This is a genomic window from Bacillus sp. FAU18 (genome assembly GCF_056033885.1).
In genome coordinates this window covers 451,695-476,176 of record NZ_JBVYHZ010000003.1, presented here as the reverse complement: position 1 = coordinate 476,176, position 24,482 = coordinate 451,695, and the positions used below count along the sequence as shown (strand labels likewise).

28 protein-coding genes, 1 pseudogene and 1 riboswitch are annotated in these 24,482 nt (G+C 45.8%); of the genes and pseudogenes, 13 read left to right on the top strand and 16 right to left on the bottom strand.

Translation table 11 applies throughout. From position 1 onward, the window contains the following. Positions 1 to 65: 65 nt before the first annotated feature. The 9 genes and pseudogenes from AC0OMU_RS02695 to AC0OMU_RS02655 form a co-directional block, all read right to left on the bottom strand. Positions 66 to 1,223: an acetylornithine transaminase gene (locus AC0OMU_RS02695; protein ID WP_474240882.1), complete on the bottom strand. Its 1,158-nt coding sequence runs from the start codon at positions 1,221 to 1,223 to the stop codon at positions 66 to 68. Further along, positions 1,220 to 1,996 (bottom strand): acetylglutamate kinase, encoded by a 777-nt coding sequence (gene argB, locus AC0OMU_RS02690; protein WP_014476417.1) that lies wholly within the window; start codon positions 1,994 to 1,996, stop codon positions 1,220 to 1,222. The genes AC0OMU_RS02695 and argB overlap by 4 nt, the downstream gene beginning before the upstream one ends. A 14-nt stretch (positions 1,997 to 2,010) precedes the next feature. Beyond that, positions 2,011 to 3,231 (bottom strand): bifunctional ornithine acetyltransferase/N-acetylglutamate synthase, encoded by a 1,221-nt coding sequence (argJ, locus tag AC0OMU_RS02685; RefSeq protein WP_100506193.1) that lies wholly within the window; start codon positions 3,229 to 3,231, stop codon positions 2,011 to 2,013. Between the two features lie 19 nt (positions 3,232 to 3,250). Then, positions 3,251 to 4,288: an N-acetyl-gamma-glutamyl-phosphate reductase gene (gene argC / locus AC0OMU_RS02680; protein ID WP_047182419.1), complete on the bottom strand. Its 1,038-nt coding sequence runs from the start codon at positions 4,286 to 4,288 to the stop codon at positions 3,251 to 3,253. 204 nt (positions 4,289 to 4,492) lie between these two features. Beyond that, positions 4,493 to 4,988: pseudogene (locus AC0OMU_RS02675) on the bottom strand (MFS transporter). A 44-nt stretch (positions 4,989 to 5,032) separates the two neighbouring features. Continuing rightward, positions 5,033 to 6,463, bottom strand: a complete 1,431-nt coding sequence (locus AC0OMU_RS02670) for an FAD-binding oxidoreductase (protein ID WP_181218819.1) — start codon at positions 6,461 to 6,463, stop codon at positions 5,033 to 5,035. Positions 6,464 to 6,524: 61 nt separating this feature from the next. Next, positions 6,525 to 6,695 carry a YqaE/Pmp3 family membrane protein gene (locus tag AC0OMU_RS02665; RefSeq protein ID WP_003232996.1) on the bottom strand — a complete coding sequence of 57 codons (171 nt, stop codon included), beginning with the start codon at positions 6,693 to 6,695 and terminating at the stop codon, positions 6,525 to 6,527. Positions 6,696 to 6,759: 64 nt separating this feature from the next. Continuing rightward, positions 6,760 to 7,068: a metal-sulfur cluster assembly factor gene (locus AC0OMU_RS02660; RefSeq protein ID WP_014479422.1), complete on the bottom strand. Its 309-nt coding sequence runs from the start codon at positions 7,066 to 7,068 to the stop codon at positions 6,760 to 6,762. A gap of 63 nt (positions 7,069 to 7,131) precedes the next feature. After that, positions 7,132 to 7,899: a prolyl oligopeptidase family serine peptidase gene (locus AC0OMU_RS02655; RefSeq protein ID WP_015383329.1), complete on the bottom strand. Its 768-nt coding sequence runs from the start codon at positions 7,897 to 7,899 to the stop codon at positions 7,132 to 7,134. Between the two features lie 120 nt (positions 7,900 to 8,019). On the opposite strand from AC0OMU_RS02655, the gene yitU reads away from it, so the two are divergent. The 3 genes from yitU (at position 8,020) to AC0OMU_RS02640 (ending at position 9,286) form a co-directional block, all read left to right on the top strand. Next, a complete protein-coding gene (yitU, locus tag AC0OMU_RS02650; RefSeq protein WP_014476412.1) occupies positions 8,020 to 8,832 on the top strand; it encodes a 5-amino-6-(5-phospho-D-ribitylamino)uracil phosphatase YitU in 813 nt (270 codons plus the stop codon). 103 nt (positions 8,833 to 8,935) lie between these two features. Next, complete coding sequence (locus tag AC0OMU_RS02645; RefSeq protein ID WP_015483078.1) at positions 8,936 to 9,088, top strand: hypothetical protein; 153 nt, start codon at positions 8,936 to 8,938, stop codon at positions 9,086 to 9,088. Next, positions 9,089 to 9,286, top strand: coding sequence for a DUF3813 domain-containing protein (locus AC0OMU_RS02640; protein WP_003245613.1), 198 nt, complete (start codon positions 9,089 to 9,091; stop codon positions 9,284 to 9,286). It begins immediately after the preceding gene. Between the two features lie 30 nt (positions 9,287 to 9,316). Here AC0OMU_RS02640 and AC0OMU_RS02635 read toward each other — a convergent pair whose 3' ends face one another. Next, complete coding sequence (locus tag AC0OMU_RS02635) at positions 9,317 to 9,772, bottom strand: BsuPI-related putative proteinase inhibitor (protein ID WP_047182417.1); 456 nt, start codon at positions 9,770 to 9,772, stop codon at positions 9,317 to 9,319. Positions 9,773 to 9,790: 18 nt separating this feature from the next. Beyond that, positions 9,791 to 10,633 (bottom strand): YitT family protein, encoded by an 843-nt coding sequence (locus AC0OMU_RS02630; RefSeq protein WP_003245017.1) that lies wholly within the window; start codon positions 10,631 to 10,633, stop codon positions 9,791 to 9,793. Between the two features lie 137 nt (positions 10,634 to 10,770). On the opposite strand from AC0OMU_RS02630, the gene AC0OMU_RS02625 reads away from it, so the two are divergent. Beyond that, positions 10,771 to 11,622, top strand: a complete 852-nt coding sequence (locus AC0OMU_RS02625; protein ID WP_181218817.1) for a DegV family protein — start codon at positions 10,771 to 10,773, stop codon at positions 11,620 to 11,622. 46 nt (positions 11,623 to 11,668) lie between these two features. On the opposite strand, the gene nprB is transcribed toward AC0OMU_RS02625, so the two are convergent. From nprB to AC0OMU_RS02605, 4 genes are all read right to left on the bottom strand, one after another. Then, the gene (gene nprB, locus AC0OMU_RS02620; RefSeq protein ID WP_181218815.1) at positions 11,669 to 13,285 is read right to left on the bottom strand and encodes a neutral protease NprB; all 1,617 of its coding nucleotides are present in this window, start codon (positions 13,283 to 13,285) and stop codon (positions 11,669 to 11,671) included. A 135-nt stretch (positions 13,286 to 13,420) separates the two neighbouring features. Next, positions 13,421 to 13,714 carry a DUF3784 domain-containing protein gene (locus AC0OMU_RS02615; protein ID WP_003233021.1) on the bottom strand — a complete coding sequence of 98 codons (294 nt, stop codon included), beginning with the start codon at positions 13,712 to 13,714 and terminating at the stop codon, positions 13,421 to 13,423. 19 nt (positions 13,715 to 13,733) lie between these two features. Further along, on the bottom strand, positions 13,734 to 14,321 hold the full coding sequence (locus AC0OMU_RS02610; protein WP_017695665.1) for an HAAS signaling domain-containing protein: 588 nt from the start codon (positions 14,319 to 14,321) through the stop codon (positions 13,734 to 13,736). Further along, the gene (locus AC0OMU_RS02605; protein ID WP_003245674.1) at positions 14,318 to 14,665 is read right to left on the bottom strand and encodes a PadR family transcriptional regulator; all 348 of its coding nucleotides are present in this window, start codon (positions 14,663 to 14,665) and stop codon (positions 14,318 to 14,320) included. Before AC0OMU_RS02605 ends, AC0OMU_RS02610 begins: the two co-directional genes overlap by 4 nt. A gap of 177 nt (positions 14,666 to 14,842) precedes the next feature. Between AC0OMU_RS02605 and AC0OMU_RS02600 the strand changes: the two genes are divergently transcribed. Genes AC0OMU_RS02600 through AC0OMU_RS02590 form a run of 3 tightly spaced genes read left to right on the top strand, consistent with a single transcriptional unit; the run spans position 14,843 to position 16,874 of the window. After that, complete coding sequence (locus AC0OMU_RS02600; protein WP_015383323.1) at positions 14,843 to 15,379, top strand: SdpA family antimicrobial peptide system protein; 537 nt, start codon at positions 14,843 to 14,845, stop codon at positions 15,377 to 15,379. After that, the gene (locus AC0OMU_RS02595) at positions 15,364 to 16,293 is read left to right on the top strand and encodes a sporulation-delaying protein SdpB family protein (RefSeq protein WP_181218813.1); all 930 of its coding nucleotides are present in this window, start codon (positions 15,364 to 15,366) and stop codon (positions 16,291 to 16,293) included. Before AC0OMU_RS02600 ends, AC0OMU_RS02595 begins: the two co-directional genes overlap by 16 nt. Beyond that, positions 16,290 to 16,874: a sporulation delaying protein family toxin gene (locus AC0OMU_RS02590; RefSeq protein ID WP_003244950.1), complete on the top strand. Its 585-nt coding sequence runs from the start codon at positions 16,290 to 16,292 to the stop codon at positions 16,872 to 16,874. The genes AC0OMU_RS02595 and AC0OMU_RS02590 overlap by 4 nt, the downstream gene beginning before the upstream one ends. A gap of 51 nt (positions 16,875 to 16,925) precedes the next feature. On the opposite strand, the gene AC0OMU_RS02585 is transcribed toward AC0OMU_RS02590, so the two are convergent. Continuing rightward, complete coding sequence (locus AC0OMU_RS02585) at positions 16,926 to 17,822, bottom strand: CvfB family protein (protein WP_474240881.1); 897 nt, start codon at positions 17,820 to 17,822, stop codon at positions 16,926 to 16,928. Positions 17,823 to 17,921: 99 nt separating this feature from the next. On the opposite strand from AC0OMU_RS02585, the gene AC0OMU_RS02580 reads away from it, so the two are divergent. The 6 genes from AC0OMU_RS02580 to AC0OMU_RS02555 all read left to right on the top strand — a co-directional run bounded on the left by AC0OMU_RS02580 (position 17,922) and on the right by AC0OMU_RS02555 (position 24,463). Next, positions 17,922 to 18,413, top strand: coding sequence for a YajQ family cyclic di-GMP-binding protein (locus AC0OMU_RS02580; protein WP_003233034.1), 492 nt, complete (start codon positions 17,922 to 17,924; stop codon positions 18,411 to 18,413). Positions 18,414 to 18,519: 106 nt separating this feature from the next. Continuing rightward, a riboswitch (SAM riboswitch) is annotated at positions 18,520 to 18,637 on the top strand. A gap of 90 nt (positions 18,638 to 18,727) precedes the next feature. Continuing rightward, on the top strand, positions 18,728 to 20,566 hold the full coding sequence (locus AC0OMU_RS02575) for a bifunctional homocysteine S-methyltransferase/methylenetetrahydrofolate reductase (RefSeq protein ID WP_003245847.1): 1,839 nt from the start codon (positions 18,728 to 18,730) through the stop codon (positions 20,564 to 20,566). Positions 20,567 to 20,656: 90 nt separating this feature from the next. Continuing rightward, positions 20,657 to 21,106 carry a GNAT family N-acetyltransferase gene (locus AC0OMU_RS02570; RefSeq protein ID WP_181218810.1) on the top strand — a complete coding sequence of 150 codons (450 nt, stop codon included), beginning with the start codon at positions 20,657 to 20,659 and terminating at the stop codon, positions 21,104 to 21,106. Positions 21,107 to 21,110: 4 nt separating this feature from the next. Continuing rightward, positions 21,111 to 21,959 carry a GNAT family N-acetyltransferase gene (locus AC0OMU_RS02565; RefSeq protein WP_474240880.1) on the top strand — a complete coding sequence of 283 codons (849 nt, stop codon included), beginning with the start codon at positions 21,111 to 21,113 and terminating at the stop codon, positions 21,957 to 21,959. 111 nt (positions 21,960 to 22,070) lie between these two features. Next, positions 22,071 to 23,339 (top strand): MFS transporter, encoded by a 1,269-nt coding sequence (locus AC0OMU_RS02560; RefSeq protein WP_047182410.1) that lies wholly within the window; start codon positions 22,071 to 22,073, stop codon positions 23,337 to 23,339. An 8-nt stretch (positions 23,340 to 23,347) separates the two neighbouring features. Then, a complete protein-coding gene (locus tag AC0OMU_RS02555; protein ID WP_340035042.1) occupies positions 23,348 to 24,463 on the top strand; it encodes a mandelate racemase/muconate lactonizing enzyme family protein in 1,116 nt (371 codons plus the stop codon). Positions 24,464 to 24,482 lie beyond the last annotated feature (19 nt).

Here is a 24,482-nt window from a genome sequence, read left to right as displayed (position 1 = left end):
GCCCACCTCTTGATGAATAATTAATTATAAAAATGAATTTTTATGCCTTTATATCGAAAAAAAAATCACTGGTTTACAGCGGAATGATGAGCGATTGCCTGTTTCAGCTTGCTGACGGCTTCTGCTATTTCATCCTTAATCACGGTGAGCGGCGGCAGCAGCCGAATCACGTTCGGGCCGGCCGGCAATACAAGCAAGCCTAATGTCTGCAATTCAGCAATAATGTCAGCAACCGGGCCATCACACTCAATTCCAAGCATTAATCCTTTACCTCGGATTTGTTTAACAAAAGGGCTCTTTAGCTCTGCCTCAAGCTGTTCTTTTAAAAGCGCCCCTTTGTCAGCAGCCTCTTGCAAAAAGTCAGGCTGGAATACAATTTGCAATGTGGCATTCACAGCAGCCATCGCCAGCATGTTTCCTCCGAAAGTCGTTCCGTGAGAACCAGGGGTAAACGCTTCTCCAAGTTGTTTCTTTCCGATGACAGCGCCGACCGGAAAGCCGTTTCCCAATCCTTTGGCGACTGTGATGATATCCGGTGAGAGTCCGAAGTGCTCATATGCGAAGCCTTTTCCCGTCCGTCCGATGCCGGTCTGGATTTCATCAATGATGAGAAGGGCTTGCTTTTCCTTGCAAAACGACTGTACGGCTGATAAAAATTCAGCACTCGCCGGATTGACTCCTCCTTCTCCCTGCACTGTTTCAAGCATCACCGCGGCAATATCGTCTTCCTCCCCAAGAGCTTTAAAAGCAGAAGGATCATTGTATGGCAGGTAGTGAAAGCCTTCAAGCATCGGGCCGAAGCCTGTTTTGATTTTATCCTGTCCGGTCGCAGCCATCCCTGCATACGTGCGGCCATGGAACGACTGAAGAAAAGTGATGATTTTTGTTTTTCCAGTTGCTTTTCTGGCAAGCTTTATCGCACCTTCATTCGCCTCCGCGCCGCTGTTGCAGAAAAAGACAAGATCTCCCGCACTATGCGCTGCCAGCTTCTGCGCCGCTTGCTCTTGGAGACTGTTTTGAAACAGGTTGGATACGTGCCATACGCTGTCAAGCTGTTTTTTGACTGCCTCTGTCACCGCTTCATGACAGTGTCCTAGATTTGATACCGCAATCCCCTGAATGAAATCGAGGTACGTTTTGCCGTTTTGATCCTCAACGTACGTTCCCTTTGCTTTTTTGATGTCAATATCCCAACGGCCGTAGGTTTGAAACAAGCTGCTCATGAAACAGCCTCCTTTGCTTTGACGATTTTTGTCCCTTGAAAGGTTTGTTCTGCGAAGAATGATCCTTTTCCGTTTACGATCATGACTTCAGACACCTGATCTGATAAAGCTGACAAGGCTGAATTGACCTTCGGGATCATCCCTCCTGTGATCACTTCCTGCTTGATCAGCATCTGAATCTCCTTAGGGGTCAGGACGTCCAGACGCTGCTTTTCCTTCATGATTCCATCGACATCCGTGACGAACATCAGCTTATCGGCTTCAAGCGCTCCGGCGACTGCTGAAGCAGCCAGATCAGCATTTACATTCAGCGTTTTGCAGTCGCTTGTCATAGACAGCGGCGCAATAACGGGGATGATGCCATTTTCCATCAGCGCGTTCACCATGGACGCATCGACTTTTTTGATTTCTCCCACTTCTCCGTATGTTTCCGGATCTAGATAATCAGCCTCCAAAAGACCGCCATCCTTACCAGAAATGCCTGCGGCTCGCAGTCCGTGTTTGGCAAGCTCAGCAACGAAAAATTTATTGACAGAACCGGATAAAACCATTTCCGCCACTTCCAGCACCGGCTTCGTTGTTTTCCTCTGTCCGCCCGAAAACTCTGTCTTGATATTTAACCGTTTCAGCATATTTGTGATTTCCGGTCCCCCGCCATGTACGATCGCCAGCTTCCAGCCTGACGCCATCAGCTCTTTCAGATTTTGAAAAAATTCTTCCGACAGCTCACGGATGACACTTCCCCCGCATTTAAAAACGATTGTTTTCTTCATTTCGCTCCCCTTTATTACGTGCGATAGCTCGCGTTAATTTTGATATAGTCATAGGTCAGGTCACAGCCCCACGCTCTCCCGTTTCCGTCCCCCTCATCCATCTTGATGACAATGGTGATTTCATCTCCTTCAAGGTATTCCTTGGCGAGAGATTCAGAGAATGGCTGAGGTTCGTTATTCTTAAACAGGCATTGGCCGCCAAGATAAACCTCTACTTCTTCTGCCGTCACCTGTGCTGCGGAGTGTCCGATGGCTCCGATGATCCGCCCCCAGTTGGCATCTGTTCCGTATACTGCCGTTTTTACAAGATTTGAGCCAACAATCTTTTTGGCAATGACGTTTGCATCAAGATTATTTTTTGCCCCCTGTACTTGGGCTTCAATTAGTTTTGTCGCGCCTTCTCCGTCTCTGGCAATCTCTTTAGCCAGATCCTCACAAGTGAGCAAGAGCGCTTTTTTAAAGACCGGCCAGTCTGGATGGTCTTCTGTCAGGCACTCGTTTTCGGCGCAGCCATTCGCCATAACTAATACCATGTCGTTCGTGGATGTTTCTCCGTCAACTGTGATTTGGTTAAATGAAACGTCAGTGATTTCCCGAAGCGCCTTTTGCAGCGCTTTTTCTTCGATTGCCGCGTCAGTTGTCACAAATCCCAGCATCGTGGCCATGTTCGGGTGTATCATCCCTGAGCCTTTGGCCGCTCCGCCGATCGTGACTGTTTTGCCGCCGATCGCGAGTTCATAGCACGTCTGCTTAATCACCGTATCGGTTGTTAAGATCGCTTCTTCAAAATCGCCTGATCCCGCAGGTGTTTCTTTCAGCAGCTCGATCCCCGCGTGGATTTTTTCCATGTCTAAATGCTCGCCGATGACGCCAGTTGATGAAACAGCGACAAGCTCCGGCTCAATGCCAAGCTGTGAAGCAAAGCTCTCCCGCATTGTGTATGCATCCTTTAGGCCTTGTTCTCCCGTGCAGGCATTGGCAATGGCACTGTTGACGATGACGGCTTTCAGTGTCGGTCCGTGCTTTAAGCTGTCTTGTGTCACTTTGATCGGAGCAGCCTGAAAGTGGCTTTGGGTATAAACTGCTGCGCTCACAGCCGGTGTCTCGCTGATAATGACGCCGAGGTCTTTTTTCGAGTAGCGCAGCCCGCAATGCACACCCTTTGCCTGAAACCCTTTTGGCGAGGATACATCACCTGTTACTTTTATAATTTGATCTTCACTTAACTGAATCATGGTTCGATTCTCTCCCGTTCTATGGATAAATTGGCGTGATGGTGAGTCCAGTTTCTTCATTCCAGCCATTCATCAAATTAAAGTTTTGCACTGCCTGACCGGCGGCACCCTTCATTAAATTATCGATTACCGAGACGATCGTGACTCTGTTCGTTCTCTCATCGAGGGTCACGGCGATATCACAGAAATTGCTGCCGCACACTTCTTTCGTTTGCGGGTACTGACCTTTTGGCCTCACTCTCACAAAATATGAATCTTGGTAAAATTCCGAATATAAATCATGCAGGTCATCTGCGGATAGATCACAGGTTAATCTGGTATACATCGTCGCCATGATGCCCCTTGTCATCGGAACCAAGTGAGCCGAAAATGTAATGGGCCCGAGACCTGGCTGCCATTCATTCAGCGCCTGCTCAATTTCCGGCGTATGCTGATGTTCATTGACTTTATAAATTTTAAAATTGTCGTTCAGCTCAGAAAAATGGGTTCCCATGGATGCTTTTCTTCCCGCTCCGGAAACACCCGTCTTCGCGTCAACGATAACAAAAGATTCATCGAGCAGTTTCTTTTGAGCCAATGGCGCGAGGCCAAGCAAAACAGCTGTTGGAAAACAGCCTGGATTGGCAATGAGTTTCGCCTGTTGAATTTGCTGTTGATTCAGTTCTGCCAGACCGTATACCGCCTCTTGAATCACCGCCTTCGGTGCCGCTGTCCGTTTATACCATTTTTCATATTCAGCCGGTTCTTGTATCCTCAGATCACCTGACAGATCAATGACCGGAATTCCCGCGTCTGCCAGCTTTGGAGTCAATTCACTTGATACTCCGGGCGGCGCAGCGAGAAACATGATATCTATTTCGTGTTTGATCGTATTCATATCAATCGGCTTCAGCTTCTGATCCGCTAAGCCGGTAAGATGAGGATAACCCTCGCTATAGACATTCCCCTCTCCGCTGGATGAATAAAGTATGCATTCCTCTGCATGAGGATGATGCGAGAGAATCCTGACAAGTTCGGTGCCTCCATATCCTGTAGCACCTACAATTCCTATTTTCAAAACAAGTTCACCCTCTTGGTCTTTGTGAAATTATTTAACATTATAACATGAATAAAAATTAATTCAATCGTATATTTAATATTTTTATTCATTTATAAATTTTCTGTTCAATGGAAATTCCGCTCAAAAAAATCAGCACGACTCCAGCAGAAAACATTGATGTGTCGCCGCTTTTCAGCCGCATAAAAAAACAGGCTGACCGCGTCAGCCTGTTTTCATCATCATCAATCCACTGAAAAAATATAGAATAGAGCTTGCATAAAAAATCATTTGCACTGTGAAAAAGTCAGCGAGAAAACCCCCGAGCATAATGGCTGCTGCTGAAAAGACAGCTGTCCAAAAATGGTAATTCCCAATCTTCTTTCCACGCTCTCCGCTGTCTGTAAAATTAGCGATCAGCACTTTTTCTCCATGCTTTTGCATCGCTCCAAAGAGCCCTAACAGCACTTGGACGATATACACTTGAACGACGCTTCCGATATGCGGGACATATAAAAGCAGAACAGCCATCCCCCACGAGTTCAGAAGCAGAAAATAACGGCTGTCAAAACTTTTCAGACAGCCGTCCTAGGAGCGGGTAAATGAGCGCTCCGCTCAACCCGAACAATCCGTAGGAAAAACCGAACTGTGTGTAGCTTGAGCCGATATTTTTCACAAACAGAATATAAAACGGAAAGATTAAGCTGCTTGCGAAAAACACGCTGCTTTGTGATAATGTCAGCCATTTTAATTTGTTTTTCCCCATTATTTATACCTCTGATAAAAGTAATTCATAAAGCGCTCATCCGGGTCATAGGTTCGTTTTTTCTGAAAAAACGCTTCACTTTTCGGATATGCCTGCCTCATTTGCGCTTTTGTCTGGTAGGTCATATAAGGCAGATAATAGCTGCCGCCGTGCTTGATGGCAACGTCTGTCATGCGCCTGATGATTCGGGCAGTATCTGCCTGGTCTTCTTTTGAAAAGCCCTCGTTTATTAATAGCACGAGCGAAAACATATCGTCCTTCGCATAGGAAAGGTCGGCCTTTTCATTTTTCTGCACGTAGCGGATCGTAATATTCAGCAGGTTCAGATCTTCGTCCGACAGCGTTTGTCTCAGGTCATCAATATAGGACCCATACTCCTTCACGGGCACAAAGTATTCTTGCAAAACATCTGTGTTGTCATTGTTTTCATACTCAAGAAACTTTGATTCGGACCGCATGACGTTATTGCGTGAAATCTCTGTGCCGTTTTGGCTCAGGAAATAGGATTGCTGTGTGTCCCACAGCCAATTCCTGCCCCATTCATACCGTCTTGACAAACCGAGTGCAAACTTTGTGGCTCCCGTATACTCATCTTCTTTGAGATCGCTGTATGATGGCAGTTGATCCTGATGATCAGCCAATACGTAATTTGTGACATACATGTCTTTCAGAAATCCTTTTTTCGCTGTTGAAATTCGCGCCAGATGCATTCGGACATCTGGATTTCCTTTTACATGCTTTGAAAAATAGTCTGCGTATGTGCTGTAATTCATTTTTTCTGTCTTCATGACATACAGCTCATCATCTGTCAGCTCAAGCGTTACATCAAGAATCACGCCAAAAAGGCCGTACCCTCCGATGACCGCCGTAAACAAATCATCTTTTGGAGTGACAGTGATAATCGTCCCGTCAGCTTTTAAAAGCCGGAATGATTTGACTGTATCAATCAGCGAGCCGTAGCGAATATCACGCCCGTGTGCATTTGCGCTGAGAGATCCGCCGATTGTAAAAATGTTTTGTGACTGCATGACTTTTACCGCGAGTCCGTATGGATTCACGTATTTCTGGATATCATTCCACGTTGCACCGCTTTGCACCCTGATGGTTTTCTTCTCTTGATCGAGTGACAGGATTTTGTTGTAGCCCGTCATGTCGAGAACGATGCCGTCCTCATAATATGTATGGCCGCCCATGGAGTGCTGGGCCCCGGCGATTGAAATTTTTATGTTTTTTCGATTTGCCTCTTTGACTGTGTCAATGAGCGTTTCCTCTTCCTGCCCTTTCACTGTCTGCTTTATTTTTACAGGCATCAGGCGGCTGACATCCGTCATCTCGCTTGTGTCTGTTTTTTGCTCTGAGTTCACAGAGTACGCAAACAGGGCCGCATACGCGCCAGTACAAAGCGCGAATGCAAGCAATTTCTTTTTCATAGTGCTCTCCCTGCTGTTTTTTATGACCATTATACCATGACTGCGTCCTCATTTTTCCAAATTATCTTCTTGCCCGTTTTTCGGCACGGCGGTCGGCGACGATAAAGCAGGCGTGAATCGCGCCCGGCAGCCAAAAGATACAGGTCAATATGAGATTCAGCAAGGCCTGAAACGGTTTTCCCGAAAACAAAACAGCAAGCGGCGGGCATAAAACTGCCAGCAGGTACATCATTTCCTTTCACTCCTTTCAGCTGTAAAAAAGGACAGCCTCACATGTCAGGCTGTCCTCTATTGTTTTATTGAATGCCAAGCGCAATTTTTGCGTATCTGGACATTTTATCCCTAGTCCAAGGCGGATTCCATACAATGTGAACCTCTGTGTCTTTCACTTCAGGAAGGTCCGCTAATGCTTTTTTCACCTCATCCACGATAATCGGCGCTAAAGGGCATCCCATTGATGTCAGTGTCATCGTCACGTGCGTTAAGCCGTCTTCATCCATGTCAACATCGTATACCAAACCAAGGTTCACGATATCAACGCCAAGCTCAGGATCCACAACCTGTTCCAGGGCGCCCATGATGTTTTCTTTTAATGCTTCTTCCACGTTCCCTCACTCCTTTTTTCTACAGTATAACGTAAATTCAGCTCTTGTTAATAACTTAGTGCTTTATAAGTACGTTTCAAACCATTCAATCGTTTTTAACACAGCTGCCCGCGGGACTTTATGGTCAGCGTTTTCATCTCCGATAAATTGCAGGCGTTCCGGCTGCTCGCTGTAATGGGATTTGATCGTGTCATAAAATGTCCGGGTCGGCGCGTAAGGCACGACCTTATCTTTTGCGCCGTGCCAAAATAAAAGCGGGCGCTGTTGCAGTTTCTCCGGCTGAAGGCTGAGATCCCGCAATTCGAGACGTTTCATCAGCTCCTGTACCTTCTCTTCCGGCACATCGATTTCAATGCCCTGAGATTGAATATGGTCAATCTGCTGCTGAAACAGCTCCACGTAATTGGGGCTTCCCATCAGGCTGACGCCGGCTTTTATCCAATCATATGCAGTCAAAGCGCCAAGCGTTGTGATGCCGCCCATTGACGTGCCTGCGAGACCGATGCGGCCGCCGTCTATCAGGCCCTCTTTTTCAAAATGGTTTTTAAGTACGCCGATCTCTTCAATCTCGTTAAGGACGATATCCCAAAAATGCCCCGCCAGCTCTTCGACAGCCATTTCTTCTCCCCGTTCCCCATGGTGCAAAGCCTCCGGCAGAACGGCTCTAAAACCCTTCTCCGCAAGCAGATAAGCAATATGAAGGTTGTGTTCCTTCGCGCTTGTAAAACCATGTATAAAGATCACGAGAGGAACAGCGCGGTGCCTGTTCTCTTCCTTTACAATATGTAAAAACGGAATACCGGAAACGGTTTGATTCTCAATTTGTATCACAATGTGCCCCTCCTTAGGATAACCATAATCATAAGTGTAACATGTAGACAATAAAGATGGTAAAAAGCTACACTGTAAGTAAGGCAAAACAAGCAAAATCTAAGGTTAAAGGAGCTTTTCATGGAGACAAAACCCTATTTAATCGCATTAGATTTAGATGGAACATTATTAAAGGATGATAAAACCATATCTGAAAACACCCTTCAGACGATACAGCGCCTAAAAGATGACGGGCATTATGTCTGCATCTCAACAGGCCGTCCGTATCGTTCAAGTTCCATGTACTACCAGCAGATGGAGCTGACAACGCCAATTGTCAATTTTAACGGAGCATTTGTCCATCATCCGCAAGACGACAGCTGGGGGCGGTATCATACGTCACTGCCGCTTGATGTTGTCAAACAGCTCGTGGATATCAGCGAGAGCTACAACGTACATAACGTGCTTGCTGAAGTGATTGACGACGTATACTTTCATTACCATGATGAGCACCTGATAGATGCCTTTAACATGAACACAACAAATGTAACAGTCGGAGACTTGAGGGAAAATCTTGGTGAAGATGTGACGTCTGTACTCATACATGCAAAAGAAGAGGATGTGCCAGCAATACGCTCATATTTATCGGATGTGCATGCCGAGGTAATCGACCATAGAAGATGGGCCGCACCGTGGCATGTCATTGAAATTATCAAAAGCGGCATGAATAAAGCGGTCGGCCTGCAGAAAATCAGCGATTATTACGGCGTGCCGAGGGAGCGGATCATTGCTTTCGGGGATGAGGATAACGATTTGGAAATGCTTGAATTTGCAGGCTGCGGCGTTGCAATGGGAAATGGAATTGACGCGGTCAAGCAGATTGCCAACCGAACAACGGCTACAAATGAAGAGGACGGCGTGGCAAGGTTTTTGAAAGAATATTTCTCACTTTAAAGAAGGTCCGTATTAATTTTTCCCACTCATAAACCTTACTTTACCCCACCATACTATTGAAGACGACTCATCTCGTCAAAGTATGGAAGGGGGCAGTCTCAAAATGGGTAAACGAAGCAAATCCAGAAGGTTTATTCAGCAGGGTAAAGACTCCATCGGGCTACACGCCGCAAAATTTCCATATCGGTCTACTTTAGAAGAAGCTCATCAGCATGCCGCGGCACGAGACTCGGCTGAAAGGCAGTATGAATATTAAATGAGAAATGAACTGTTTCAGCAGGCAAAATCATTTGTTCAACAGGCGGTCATGGTGACAAACGGCTTTGAGGAAGGCGATCAGGAGCAAGCGATTCTGAGAGCCAAAAATGCTGTATCTTCTGCGTATGCCAATTCGACAGATGCGGAACGTCAACAGCTGCATCAATTTCAAAATCAGCTGGACAAACTGCAATAAAAAAGGGCTATGGCGACTCGCCATAGCCTCTTATTTGACTTCAAACTGCTGAACAGCCTGAACCTGCTTGAGATTTTCCGCCCTGCCCTTAAATGTCACCTTTACCTCATAGGTTCCGGGCTCAGGGACTTCCTTCCACACATCAGAGAAATCATATGTTTCTCCAGATTCAAGCGTCATGTTTTGAAAAGCCTGCGTAAACATTTTGTCTTTCGAATAACGGTATCTTTCTTTGTGCTCAGAATCATACACGACAAGTTCAAATTTTTGCCCTGTGCTGAATTGAAACTCAATAGCACGTTCGCTTTGGTTCTTCAGCGACATGTTAAACTTGATTTGTTCAGGCTCCTGAATTGCGTCAATAGATAAAACAACCTCTTGATTCTCCATTCCGCCTGATACCTCCTTATCGGGTTCTGTCTGCTCATCTTTCCCGCAGCCTATCAAAAGCAGCACGGGGAGGAGCATCACAAGCAGCCGTTTCACGACTTCCACCTGCTTTCGTCAGTCTTTTCTAAAGAAACCAAAAATCCCAGTCGTTTGAACAATGTTCGTAAATGCTTTCGGATCAACTTCTTTGACGATCTTTTCTAAATCGTACAGTTCATACCTCGTGATGACGATAATCATCATTTCTTTCTGTTCGTTCGTAAAAGCTCCTTTTGCCGGAACAGTTGTGATGCCGCGCACCATTTTTCCGTAAATGGCTTCCTTGATTTCGTCCGCTTTTTTCGTCACGATCATTGCCGTGAGCTTCATGTGGCGAGTGTGAATGGCGTCGATCACCCTCGTTGTCACATATAGTGTAACCAGGGTATATAATGCTTTCTCCCAACCTTGCAATAATCCTGCAGTCAAGATGATAATCCCGTTCAGAATGAAGAAATACGTGCCGACGGGTTTATCCTTCCACTTTGCGAGCACCATGGCGACGATATCAAGCCCGCCTGTCGAAGCTCCGTATTTTAATGTTAAGCCGATACCGACTGCGGAAATGACGCCGCCGAACACCGCGTTCAGCAAAATGTCATGTGACAGGCTTGTTTCCGGCAAGATCCCCATAAACAGAGTAGTGAGTGCGACACTTAAAATGCTGTAAACCGTAAACGATTTGCCGACCTTCAGCCAACCTAAAATACCGACCGGGATGTTTAAGAGGAACAAGAGCGTTCCCGTCGATATGTAAAAGGGGGCATATTGATCAACGACGCTTGATAAAAGCTGGGCAACACCTGTAAATCCGCTGGCATATACATCTGCCGGAATCAAAAATAAGTTCAGCCCGGCAGCATTGAGTAAAGCGCCGATGATGACGATGAGTAATTTTTTTGTTTGATCTAGTACCATGGCATGTTCCTCCGCTCTTTCTTCTTTATTATGTTTTCCCTTAAAACAAATATTTGAACACGATTTTGGCAAATTAATATGATATAGTTGGCTTAACTCTCATGATAACGAGCGATAACGGAAAGAAGGGAAGCAATATGACAGTTCATCTCATCGCTGACAGCGCCACTGATTTGCCTCGTTCTTATTTTGAAGAAAAAGGCATTGGCTTTATTCCACTCAGGGTTTCTCTCGGCGATAAAGAATTCGAAGATGCAGTCACAATTCAAGCGGATCAAATATTTGAAGCGATGCAAAATGGAGAAACGCCTAAGACGTCCCAAGCCTCACCGCAAACGATTAAAAATGTGTTTTTGCAATATGCCGAAACAGGTGATCCCGCTCTTTACATTGCCTTTTCCTCAGGTCTCTCCGGCACGTATCAGACAGCTGTAATGATCGCCAATGAAGTGAAGGAGGAATTCCCCGATTTCGATTTGCGGGTCATTGATTCCAAATGCGCGTCATTAGGATACGGTCTGGCTGTCCGGTATGCTGCCGATCTCTGTATCAACGGGAATACAATACAAGAAATTGAAACGTCTGTAAAGAACTTTTGCAGCCAGCTTGAACACATTTTTACCGTTGATGATTTAACATATCTCGCGAGGGGCGGCCGGATATCCAAAACGTCCGCTTTTGTCGGCGGCCTGTTGAATATTAAACCGCTGCTTCAGATGGAGGACGGCAAGCTTGTGCCTCTGGAAAAAATCCGCGGACAGAAGAAACTTTTCAAACGGATCATCGAACTTATGAAAGAGCGCGGGGATGATTGGAGCAATCAAACCGTCGGGATCAGCTACGCCGCGAACAAAGAAAAAGCCACGGACATGAAACACCTGATTGAGGAAGCGTTCAAGCCGAAAGAAATCATTATGCATCCAATCAGTTCAGCAATCGGCTCGCATGCCGGTCCAGGTACATTGGCGATATTCTTTTTAAGAAAATGAGCAAACAAAAACAGTCAGACTCTGTGTCCTGACTGTTTTTGTTTGCTCATAGAATGCCGACAGCCTCATACGCCTTTTCGACTGAAGCTGATTGCTTCGAGCCTTCACCGTATAAATCATTGGCAGCTTCAATCGCCGCTTGCTTCATCATGCTGAAATCTGTAGATGCCGTTACATAATATGTTAAAGCCCGATAGTAAATTTGTTCACTTGCTTCACGCCCAATCCCTTCAACCTGTACATCGTGGTGCACGCCTCCTTCTGCAAGAAGATAAGCTGCTTTATTGTGAATGGACGAATTGATATGGACTCCGCCATAATCCTCTGTTCCTGTGTAGCGGTTCAAGTAATGATCTGGATTTCCCTGCTTAGATGGGTCCTCCAATGACCGCAATGAATCTCCTGCAATATCAGGAGTATAGACATCTTCGCCGATCTCCCAATCATCACGGTCAGCCATCGCGCCCATAATGTCAGAAATGGACTCGTTTAATGCACCGGGTTCTCCTTGATATAAAAGACCGGCGGAATACTGTGTGACTGCGTGTGTGATTTCATGCGCGACAATGTCGAGCGATCCAGACAGCGGCTTAAATTTCGAACCGTCTCCATCACCGTATACCATCTGGACACCGTTCCACGCAGCATTGTTCCATTGTTTGCCGACATGCACGGTAGACGTAATCCTTGCTCCGTTTTGATCAAAAGAATCACGGCCAAATGTCTTGCTGTAATAATCGTAAACGGCTTGCGCATTTGCATGTGCGTCTACAGCCGCAGGTTCATTAAATACGGACGTGCCGCTGACTATTTCTTTGCCCGTATACCCGATCAGTTGAGACAAAAGCGTAAACAAGGTTTGGTTCAGGTTCTTCGCGTCAAACGTATTGATCCCTTTTCCCCTTGTTTCGTCAGCCAAATAAAAGCGCCCATTTTGTTCTGTGACGTCAAAGCTTTTTTCATCACCTGACACGCCGATTCCTGTGCCTGCCGCTTCATGAATGGCATTAAAGGACTCAATGACTTTTCCGTTTTTGGCATCGATGAAATAATGCCAATAGCCAGGCTCAGGTTCAGATGTCGAGAGTCTCACGAGGTAGGCGAGATCATATTCACCGTCGTGTGGATAGATATATAATTCGCCTTTTGGTTCCCCATCAAGATAATCGATTTTTCCAATGGAAGCCTCGAGCTCACGCCTCGCTGTATGTATTGCTTTTTGCTCAGAAATAGACGGTGTGACGGAGACGTCCTTGATTTGCGGGTGCACCTTTCCAAAGAAACTATTCACTTGTTTGTTTTCCTTCATCGCGACCGCTTGTTCAAAGCCGTAAATTGGAATTCCTTTGTAAACCTCCGTTAATTTAAAAAACGTTTGTTTTGTCTTTGGATCCTTTATGGTTTTCGAAATGCGAAAATGGCTGTTCGCATTCCCTTTGAGCTTAAACTGCGTTTGATGCTTGTCAAGATAGGAAAATAGCGATTCTTTCTGGGTTGTGTTTTGTACCGGCTTCTGCGGTGACTTTTCGATGATGTATGAAGGGGTTTGATACGTATGGTCGTATTTGATGCTTTGATCAGCTGAGGCATGTGTTACAAAAACCATTTGGGCCGCTGTGCATAAGCCGGTCAGTAATAGAGATGTCTTGGTCAGGTTGCGCAAAACACCACATCCTTCCTATTTTGGAATCTATCATTTTTCTTCATCCTATCAAAAATACAAAAACTTGTATGTGGTGCTTCGTTCTTATTTTCCCAAAAAAGAAGGGCAGAGATATTTCGCTCTGCCCTTCTTTTTCTACTCTACTAATTTTTTATTGACATAAATAATAACCCCTGCTCCATATGCCAGTATAAGCGGAGGTATGAGCTGCTCCTGACCTTGAAATGAGATAAAACTATTCAGCAAAATGAACAAACCGGAATTCAAGAAAAAGTAGCCTGCTATTCTGGCCAGCCGATCTTTATCCCGTATACGCGCCTCGTTAAACCCAGCCAGCATCCAGGTTTGTTTTTTGATTCCGACAAAATAGGCAACCACAAAGAATAAAAGCGCGATGACAATTAATAGATAATTGATGCTGATTTCCATCTTACAGCCTCCTACAAGATTACTTGATGTTAAGAAAAAGAAAAAAAGCGGCACAGCTTACTGCAATCAGCAGCAGGACGACAAGCGCATTGAGGAACGGGCTCAAAAGAAGCAGCACTGCTAAAAACAGCAGATAAACCGCACCGACTCGCGAAATCTTGACAATCTCCTTTTGAGAGCGCATTTTGTTTTTTCTGACACCTGCAAACATCATCAATTTTTTCCGCTTCCATACATATCCGGCGAGCACCATTAAATAAACAGCCAGCGGCAGATGTCTGAAGTCGGACGGCAGCAGCGGCAGGGCGATAATCGTGACAATGAGAAGGACCGAAAGCCAGCTTTTGCCCAATAAAGACCTCCTCCTTTTCGTCTCTCCCCCATCACCCATCATCAATTCGGCAAGCTCCTTCGGATGAGAAAATTCAGATTCAACAGCTTCCTGCAGTTCCTCTTCACTAAGGCCGGCTTTGATTCTGTCTTGAACGAAAGCGGTGATATGCCCCTTTAATTCGTCGATAGCGTTTTCTCTCTCTACATCAGGCATATTCGCCAGCTCTGCATTTAGTTCCTCCATGTATCGGTCAATGATAAGCTGTCCATTCATAGCAAATCCCCCGATAAAGACAGTAAGGCTTGATGGGTTTCCAGGTATTTCTCCAGCCGTTCTTTTAACATTTCTTCTCCTTTTTGCGTCATTTTGTAATACTTTCTTTTCGGGCCGTCCAGTGAATCTTCCCAAAAAAATTCGATCCATCCCTTCTCGGTCATACGTTTCAGAATCGGATAAATCGCTCCCTCTGAAATAGCCAGCGCCGAGGTGGTTTTTAAGGATGACGTCAGCTCATAACCGTACATCGGTTTAGAACGCAGCAGGGATAGGATGGCCAGCTCGAAAATCCCTTTTCGAAATTGAACAATCCAGCGGTCATTAACTTGATTCGTTTTCATGGTTTAAATATATCGAAAAAAACACTATATATCAATCACATATAGCAGTGTAAAATGTCCTGTTTTTTCTTTTAACAAAAATGGAATTTCTCATACTTTTTAACCTTTTTATTACATAAATGTTTTTATATTATGAAAAGTGTAAAAACGATTCTTCAGGTTAAAAGGAGCAGTCGAATGCAGAAATCGATATCATTTTTTGTCATTTTTTCAATCCTTTGGGGTTCGCTATTTCTGTTTTCTATTATTGGCAGCTTAGGGACAACCCCGATTCCGCTGACAAAGGACTCCAAATTTCTCATGTCCAGCATCCTCCCTCAGGGCTGGGGCTTTTTTAGCAAAAATCCGCGTGATACTGCAATCGGCTTATATGAGGCTGAAAATGCCAGCGCCAAGGTCAGATGGCCCAATATGAGGGCTGACAACCTATTCGGCCTGTATCGGTATGGGCGGTCACAAGGCGTTGAAATGGGCGTGATCTACAGCCAAGTCAGCAAGGAACAGTGGACAGCATGTAAAGAAAAGGACCTCGGCGCATGCAAAAGCAAAGCCAAAACCGTGCAATTAAAAACACCCGCTCCCCGCCCGCTGCTTTGTGGCAGCTACTATTTGACGAAAGAGGATATTGTTCCTTGGAGCTATTCTAAATACACCCCTTCGTCTTATCAGGTAAAAAGCATAGTCAAGGTTGTGATCTCATGCTCGAAAACATAAAACAGACCATCACCAGATGGGACGAAAGAAACCCGTGGACAAATGTATACGGCCTCGCGCGAAGCATCATTGCGCTATCCAGCCTGCTGACGCTGCTCATCAATCACCCGAGCCTCATTATGAAGCCAGCCAGCGGGATCAGCAGCTATCCAGCTTGTAAAATGAATCTCAGTCTCTTTTGCCTCGGCGAAAATAACTATATGATGTTAAATCTTTTCAGATGGGTCTGCATTGCCATTCTGGTGCTTGTTGTCATTGGCTGGCGCCCCAGAATCACCGGGGTTCTGCATTGGTATGTCAGTTACAGCCTGCAGTCATCGCTGATCGTCATCGACGGAGGCGAGCAGGCAGCAGCCGTCTTGACCTTTTTATTGCTTCCCATCACGCTGACCGATCCGAGAAAATGGCATTGGAGTACGAGACCTATAGAGGGCAAAAGAACACTTGGAAAAATAACAGCTTTTATTTCTTATTTTGTGATCAGAATCCAAGTGGCGGTGCTTTATTTTCACTCTACCGTCGCTAAGCTGTCTCAGCAGGAATGGGTGGACGGAACGGCCGTCTATTATTTCGCCCAGGAAAAAACCATTGGCTTCAACGGCTTTTTTCAGGCGTTAACGAAGCCAATTGTAACAAGTCCGTTCGTGGTGATTCCGACATGGGGGACGCTGCTGGTTCAAATTGTCATCTTCGCGGCGCTGTTTGCGCCGAAGAAGCATTGGAGATTGATTTTGATCATCGCTGTTTTTATGCATGAGATTTTTGCAGTCATGCTGGGCCTCATCAGTTTTTCGATTATCATGGCCGGCATTTTGATATTGTATCTCACTCCTATCGATTCCACGATTCAATTTACATATATTCGCAGACTGTTGTGGAATAAAAAACACAAGAAGGGAGAGGTTTCAGTTTGAAGAAGGCGTTTCTAGTATTTTTGTCGGTTGTATTGGTGACGACTGTGTTTTTGGTGAAGCAGCAAGAAAGTGTGGCACAGGCAAAGCAGCTTGAGTATTCAGGTGAGGAAATTTTTAAAGGCTTTGTGTTTGCCCAAGGGGAAGTTGGCAAACAGCTTCCAGAGGTCTTTAATAAAGCGATGACAGACAAACTCAACACAAAACAGGCAAAGGCTTTTGCCAATCAGGTTGTCGCTGATATTAAAAAAGAGGATGCTGACTTTTTTGATAACCTGAAGAAAGCTGTTTACAGCAAAGATGCATTGAAAGTGGATGAACTGCTGAAAAAAGCAGGTCAAATCGTTGAAGAGAAAGTAGAAGCTGCAAAGGAAATCGCCGCTTCCAAGGATGATACATCCAGAGTTCAGGCCGAGCTTGTCAACACTGTTGATACCGCTAACTATTTCTATTATGTTTCTTATGTTGCTGCAGCCGGTGCCCTGATTCTGATCATTCTCGCCATTGATATTACGCCGATTGCGATTTCAGACAATGTGGATCGCGAAATGGCAATCAGAACGCTGGTTGATGAATTAAACTAGACATAAAAAACGGCTCGCTCCGCAGTCTGCTGCAGGCGAGCCGTTTTCATGCTATTTTTTCTCGTATGTCCATCCATTTTCCTGATACACTTTTCCGTTTTTCATCAAATGGCCCAGCGCGCGTTTAAAGGCGGCTTTGCTCATATTAAAACGTTCTCTGATATCGTCAGGCTGGCTTTTGTCACTGTACGGCATGGCACCGTTTCTCATTCTCATATACGTTAGAATGCACTCAGCATCAACTGACATTGCATCCTGTTTTCTCGGAAGCAGCGACAAGTTGACTGAACCGTCTTCTTTCACTTGAATCACCCGTCCTGTGACTCTTGAACCCAGTCTTGGCTCCTCTTTTCTTTCTGACGGGTGAATAAAACAGCGGATACCGTCATCCGTGATCACGAATGAACCCGATGCGATCAGCCTGTACACCGTACCTGTCAGCTCTTTATTCATCAGATCTTCTGAAGCGTCGGTAAACAGTTCGCTGATGATATCCTCCGGCGCTGGTTTCGCAAACATGCGCCCCCGGTTCGTCACCTTCAGCATACAGTAAAGTTTGTCCCCTTTTTGCGGCCAGACATCTTCGTACGGGGGCAAATGCTCAGTTGCGACTAGTGCGTCCTTCGATAAACCGACATCAACGAAAACGCCCATATCTTCCACTTTATCCATCACTTCAACCCAGCCATATTCATCCGCGCTGATGACCGGAATTTTCATCGTGGCCGCAAGCCTTTCCTGCTGGTCGACGTATATAAAGACTTCTACTTCGTCTCTGTCCTCGATATCCTCAGTCATTTCACTGTTATGTAAGAGAATCGTATCTTCCCCATCGGTTAAAAAGTAACCGAAGTCGGTTTGGTGATCTATACTCAAGGTTAATTGCTGCCCTGGTCTCATGCTATCGTCCTTCCTGTTCCGCTTATTCTCTGCGGATTTTGTTAACATTTTTTCCAATCATCACAAATTGATTCTTTGTTCTGTTGGAAGTTTCTCTTTATTCTACTATAATCAACACATAAGTTAAATGTTATGGAGGTGGTTCATATGGCAAAAGAAAGCTCATTTGATATTGTATCCAAGGTGGAGTTGCCTGAAGTGCAAAACGCAATCCAAATCGCACTCAAGGAAATCAGTACCCGATATGACTTTAAAGGCAGCAAAAGCGACATTTCTTTAGATAAAGAGGAGCTGGTCCTCGTTTCCGATGACGAATTCAAATTAAGCCAGCTGAAAGATGTGCTGGTCAGCAAATTGATTAAACGAAACGTACCGACAAAAAACATTGATTACGGCAAGGTTGAAAACGCGTCAGGCGGAACGGTACGCCAGCGTGCAAAGCTTGTTCAAGGCATTGACAAGGACAACGCAAAAAAAATCAATACGATCATCAAAAACTCCGGACTGAAAGTAAAGTCTCAGGTGCAGGATGATCAAGTGCGTGTCACCGGAAAAAACAAAGATGACCTGCAGCAGATTATCTCAGCTGTGCGGGGAGCAGATCTGCCAATTGACGTTCAATTTATAAATTTCAGATAAATTTTCTGATTCCTATTGATTATTGTCTTTATTTTCGGTAAATTTGGATAAAGGGAAAAACGCCAGGTATCTTTTGGCACTTCCTGACACGAAAATTTCATATCCGTTCTTATCAAGAGAAGCAGAGGGACTGGCCCGACGAAGCTTCAGCAACCGGTGTAATGGCGATCAGCCATGACCAAGGTGCTAAATCCAGCAAGCTCGAACAGCTTGGAAGATAAGAAGAGACAAAATCACTGACAAAGTCTTCTTCTTAAGAGGACTTTTTTTTATTTCTCTTTTTTCCTTGCTGATGTGAATAAAGGAGGCAGACAATGGGACTTTTAGAAGATTTGCAAAGACAGGTGTTAATCGGTGACGGCGCCATGGGGACGCTCCTCTACTCCTATGGCATTGACAGGTGTTTTGAGGAACTCAATATTTCAAAGCCGGAGGAAATTCAGCGCATACATAAAGCGTACGTTGAAGCGGGAGCCAACATTATTCAAACGAATACGTACGGGGCCAACTATATTAAATTATCCAGACACGGGCTTGAGGATGACATCAAAAAAATGAATCAGGAAGCCGTAAAGATCGCGCGGGCTTCAGCAGGCGATGCATACGTGCTTGGAACGATGGGCGGCATACGCACATTTAATAAAAACGCGTACAGTCTTGACGAAATTAAGCGCAGCTTCCGCGAGCAGCTGTACCTGCTGCTGCATGAAGAGCCGGATGGCTTGCTGTTAGAAACATATTATGATTTGGAAGAAGCCCGTGAAGTGCTGAAAATCGCGCGCAAAGAGACTGATCTTCCGATTATGCTCAATGTCTCCATGCACGAGCAAGGCGTATTGCAGGACGGAACGCCGCTTTCTGACGCATTGCGCTCGATTGCGGATCTCGGAGCTGATATTGTCGGCATTAACTGCCGCCTCGGCCCTTATCACATGATTGAAGCGCTCAGCGAAGTGCCGATTTTTGATGACGTATTCTTATCCGTTTATCCGAACAGCAGTCTTCCTTCGCTTGAAGAGGGACGGCTCGTCTATGAAACAGACGACACGTATTTTCAAAACAGCGCGTCAGAATTCCGTAAGCAAGGCGCGCGGATTATCGGCGGCTGCTGTGGCACAACGCCAAATCACATCCGGGCGATGGCGGAAGCAGTTGGCGGGCTGGCTCCGATTACGGAAAAAGAAGTCAAAACCCGGGCGAAAGAATTCATTTCTGTTCATCACGAGCGAACCGAGCCCGGCCTGGATGAGATCGCGGCGAAAAAACGCTCTATTATCGTAGAACTGGACCCGCCGAAAAAACTAAGCTTTGACAAATTTCTATCGGCGGCGGCTGAATTAAAAGAAGCGGGAATCGATGCCCTGACACTCGCCGACAATTCTCTGGCGACCCCGCGGATCAGCAATGTTGCCTGCGGGGCTCTTGTCAAACAGCAGCTAGATATGCGTTCCCTTGTCCATATTACGTGCCGTGACCGTAACATTATCGGCTTACAGTCACATTTAATGGGCCTTGATACGTTAGGGCTGAATGACGTGCTTGCTATTACAGGTGACCCTTCTAAAATCGGGGATTTTCCTGGTGCGACGTCTGTATATGATTTAACATCTTTTGATTTAATCAGGCTGATCAAACAATTCAATGAAGGTCTGTCTCTGTCTGGAAAACCGCTCGGCAAGAAAACGAATTTCTCAGTTGCTGCTGCATTTAATCCTAACGTCCGCCATCTGGATAAAGCGGTAAAACGGCTTGAGAAAAAAATAGATTGCGGCGCAGATTATTTTGTTTCTCAGCCTGTCTATTCCGAGCAGCAGCTTGTCGATATCCATAATGAAACAAAACATCTGAAGACGCCGATCTATATCGGCATCATGCCGCTGACAAGCAGCCGGAATGCCGAATTCATCCATAATGAAATTCCCGGCATTAAGCTGTCTGATACGATTCGCGAAAAAATGGCCCATGCCGGTGAAGATAAAGAAAAGCAAAAGGCGGAAGGCCTTGCGATTGCACGCTCCCTGCTGGATACGGCATGCGAGCTGTTCAACGGCATCTACTTGATAACGCCTTTCCTCAGATCTGACTTAACCGCTGAGCTTACTTCATATATTCAGCAAAAAGATGAGCAGCGCCAAAATATCTTTTTGCATTAATCCCTTAAAAGACTGTCTGATCCAATCGGGCGGTCTTTTTCAACGGGATTCGTGTTACGATATAGAAAAACAGTCATGAGGAGGAACATTATGCTCGAAGTCAAAACCATTTCCGCGGAAGATACATATGAAATCCGGCACCGCATTCTGCGCCCCCATCAATCCATTGAACAATGCAAATATGAAGAAGATCATGCAAAAGGCTCCTTTCATCTCGGCGCGTTTTTTGAAGGAAAGCTGATCAGCATCGCTTCTTTTTCCCCGCAAATTCAGCCATTAATAACAGAATCCCCAGCATATCGGCTGAGAGGCATGGCAACGCTTGAAGGATATCGCGATCAAAAAGGCGGGAGCACGCTGATCAAACACGCGGAAGAGAAACTGGCAAAGAACGGCGTTCAGGCAGTCTGGTGCAATGCCAGAAGCCATGTGAAAGGCTACTATTCAAAGCTTGGGTGGGAAGAACTCGGCGAACCGTTTGAGATTCCCGGCATAGGCACTCATATTGTCATGTACAAAACACTAGGAACAAGCAGGTGATCTTATGAACGTAGTGGATGAGCTGATTGAGCTTCATGAAGAACATGTTTCCGGCTTATTGCGGCTTTGCAGGCAAGCCGGGTGGCCGGATTACGGCGAACAAGAGCTGGCACTGCTTGTCCAGCAAGGACGCTTTTTCGGTTATCAAAATGTCAGCGGTGATATTATTTCCTGCATCGGCTTGTTTTTGTTTGGCCGTCTTGCTTCTATCGGCCTCGTTATCGTGGACAAAGAATATCAACGGCTCGGTCTCGGCCGGCGTATGGTAAACGCCTGTATCACCCAAACGGGTGAAAACACCGCCATCAGGCTTTGCGCCACAAAAGAAGGTTTGCCCCTTTATGAAAAAGCAGGTTTTCATACGGCAGGTTCAGTGCGAAAGTACAGCTGTCATAGTTTTCAACCTTATACAAAAAAGCTTGACGCTGAACTGACCTCCTTTAGAGAACAAGACTTTCACGACTTAACCGCGGCGGATCTGGCTGCCTTTGGCGGAGATCGATCAAACCTTTTGCAGCAGCTTATTTCTGCTTCATGCGAATGTATCATCGCCAGAAATCATGACGGACAGCTAATTGGCTACGGACTTTCTGTACAGACACCGGCCAATTTGAAATTCGGCCCCATCATCGCTCCATCATCAGATGTTGCAACACAGATAATTAACAGGCTGGCGGCCGGCAAACAAGGGCCGATGCGAATCGATATACCGAGTGAACACACGTCTCTGCATGACAGCCTGATAGAAATGGGATTTCATAAAGATGATGAACCTCCGCTTTTGTTCTATCAGAAAAAAGCGCCTATTCAAAATGGACACTTATATGCTTTGATTTCACAGGCGCTCGGTTAACCCTCTTTTTTCCCGAACAGGTATCTTCTGTTCGGTTTTTTGCTGTCTGATCGCTGAATAAACGAAGCCATCAGGGACATTCTAAGCAGAAGAAAAGGAGTGTGCTCTGAGATGGAATCATCAAAACAAAATAACGGAATGACGATTGTAGCAATCGGTTCAATCCCTTTAATATTAACCCTAGGAAACTCGATGCTTATTCCGATTTTGCCAAAAATGAAATCTGAACTTCATTTATCACAATTTCAAGTCAGTCTCGTGATCACAGTATTTTCCTTGATTGCAGCATTTGCGATTCCGATTGTCGGTTATCTCGCAGACCGATTCTCAAGGAAAGTCATCATTATTCCCTGCTTAATTTTGTATGGTGCCGGCGGTTTGTTAGCCGGGTTTGCGGCAGGTTTTTTTGATAATGCCTTTCCTTGGGTCATGGCAGGACGTGCGCTTCAGGGAATCGGGGCAGCCGGAACCGGCCCAATTGCCATGGCACTGACGGGAGATCTGTTTAAAGGCGCCCAGGAGAGCAAGGTGCTCGGCCTTGTTGAAGCTTCAAACGGCATGGGGAAAGTGCTTTCACCGATCATTGGCTCGCTGATCGCCCTGCTTGTCTGGTATGGCGCGTTTTTTGCCTTTCCTGTGTTTTGTATCATTTCGATCGTACTGACTTGGATTTTTATTAAAGAAAAGAAAAAGGAAAAAGAACCGCCACCAATCGGAAAATATGCAAAAGGGCTGTTAAGTGTCTTTAAACATGAAGGCAGATGGCTGTTTACCGCTTATTTAGCAGGTGCGACCTGTTTGTTTACTTTATTCGGCATCCTGTTTTATCTCTCAGATGTTCTTGAAAAAACATACGACACCGACGGCGTGAAAAAAGGCTTAATTTTAGCGATTCCGCTTTTGGTTATGTGTGTAACGTCTTATACAACAGGAAGCAAAATCGGGCAAAAGCAATCGTTAATGAAAAAGCTGATCGTACTTGGATTGGCGTTCATGACCGTATCCTACGCGGCACTGTCATTCATTGAAAATCTTGTCCTTTTTATCAGTGTTCTTGTACTGAGCAGTATCGGCTCAGGTCTTGTCCTTCCTTGTGTGAACAGTTTTATTACCGGGGCTGTCGGCAAAGAAAGACGGGGATTTGTCACCTCGCTGTACGGCTCTGTACGTTTCTTAGGAGTAGCGATCGGTCCTCCGATTTTCGGCCGCTTGATGCAATGGTCCAGACCCGGCATGTTTTTAAGCATTGCGGGATTGACTCTCGTTGTCGGGATTCTTGTGATGATGCTCATCCATGTGAAGCAAAACAATGAAGAAACAAAAGAAAAAGAAGACCCTAAAATGGCTGGAAATCGGCTCCAGCCCGCTGAGGAAAGGTAGCACCCAGTGTGAAAATTGTACGGATTGAAACCTTTCCGCTATTTCACCGATTAGAAAAGCCATACGGAGATGCCAATGGGTTTAAACAATATCGGACTTGTTATCTCATCAGGATTATCACCGAAAGCGGGATAGACGGCTGGGGAGAATGCGTTGATTGGCTCCCTGCTCTCCATGTCGGTTTTACGAAGCGGATCATCCCGTTTCTATTAGGAAAACAGGCTGGCAGCCGCCTGTCATTAGTGCGCACGATTCAAAAATGGCACCAGCGGGCGGCCTCCGCTGTAAGCATGGCGCTGACAGAGATTGCAGCCAAAGCTGCGGATTGTTCGGTATGCGAATTATGGGGCGGGCGATACAGAGAGGAGATTCCTGTGTACGCGTCTTTTCAATCGTACTCAGACTCCCCGCAATGGATCAGCCGCTCAGTCTCCAATGTTGAAGCCCAGTTGAAAAAAGGTTTTGAGCAAATCAAAGTCAAAATTGGTGGGACTTCATTCAAAGAGGATGTCCGGCACATCAATGCGCTGCAGCATACAGCAGGCAGCTCCATTACGATGATTCTGGACGCAAACCAAAGCTACGATGCCGCTGCAGCTTTTAAATGGGAGCGCTATTTCTCCGAATGGACGAACATTGGCTGGCTTGAGGAGCCTTTACCCTTTGATCAGCCGCAGGATTACGCTATGCTTCGAAGCCGTTTGTCTGTTCCTGTTGCCGGCGGAGAAAACATGAAAGGCCCGGCGCAATTTGTGCCTCTCCTTTCACAGCGCTGTTTGGATATCATTCAGCCCGATGTCATGCATGTCAACGGAATTGATGAGTTTCGGGACTGCCTCCAGCTCGCGCGTTATTTTGGCGTCAGAGCATCCGCCCATGCATATGACGGATCGCTCTCACGGCTCTATGCTTTATTTGCACAAGCCTGTCTGCCCCCATGGTCTAAAATGAAGAACGATCACATTGAACCGATCGAGTGGGACGTCATGGAGAATCCTTTTACAGATCTCGTCAGCCTGCAGCCTTCAAAAGGAATGGTCCACATCCCGAAAGGAAAAGGCATTGGAACAGAGATCAATATGGAGATCGTCAATCGCTACAAGTGGGATGGCTCAGCATATTAAGCTGGGCCATTTCTTTATT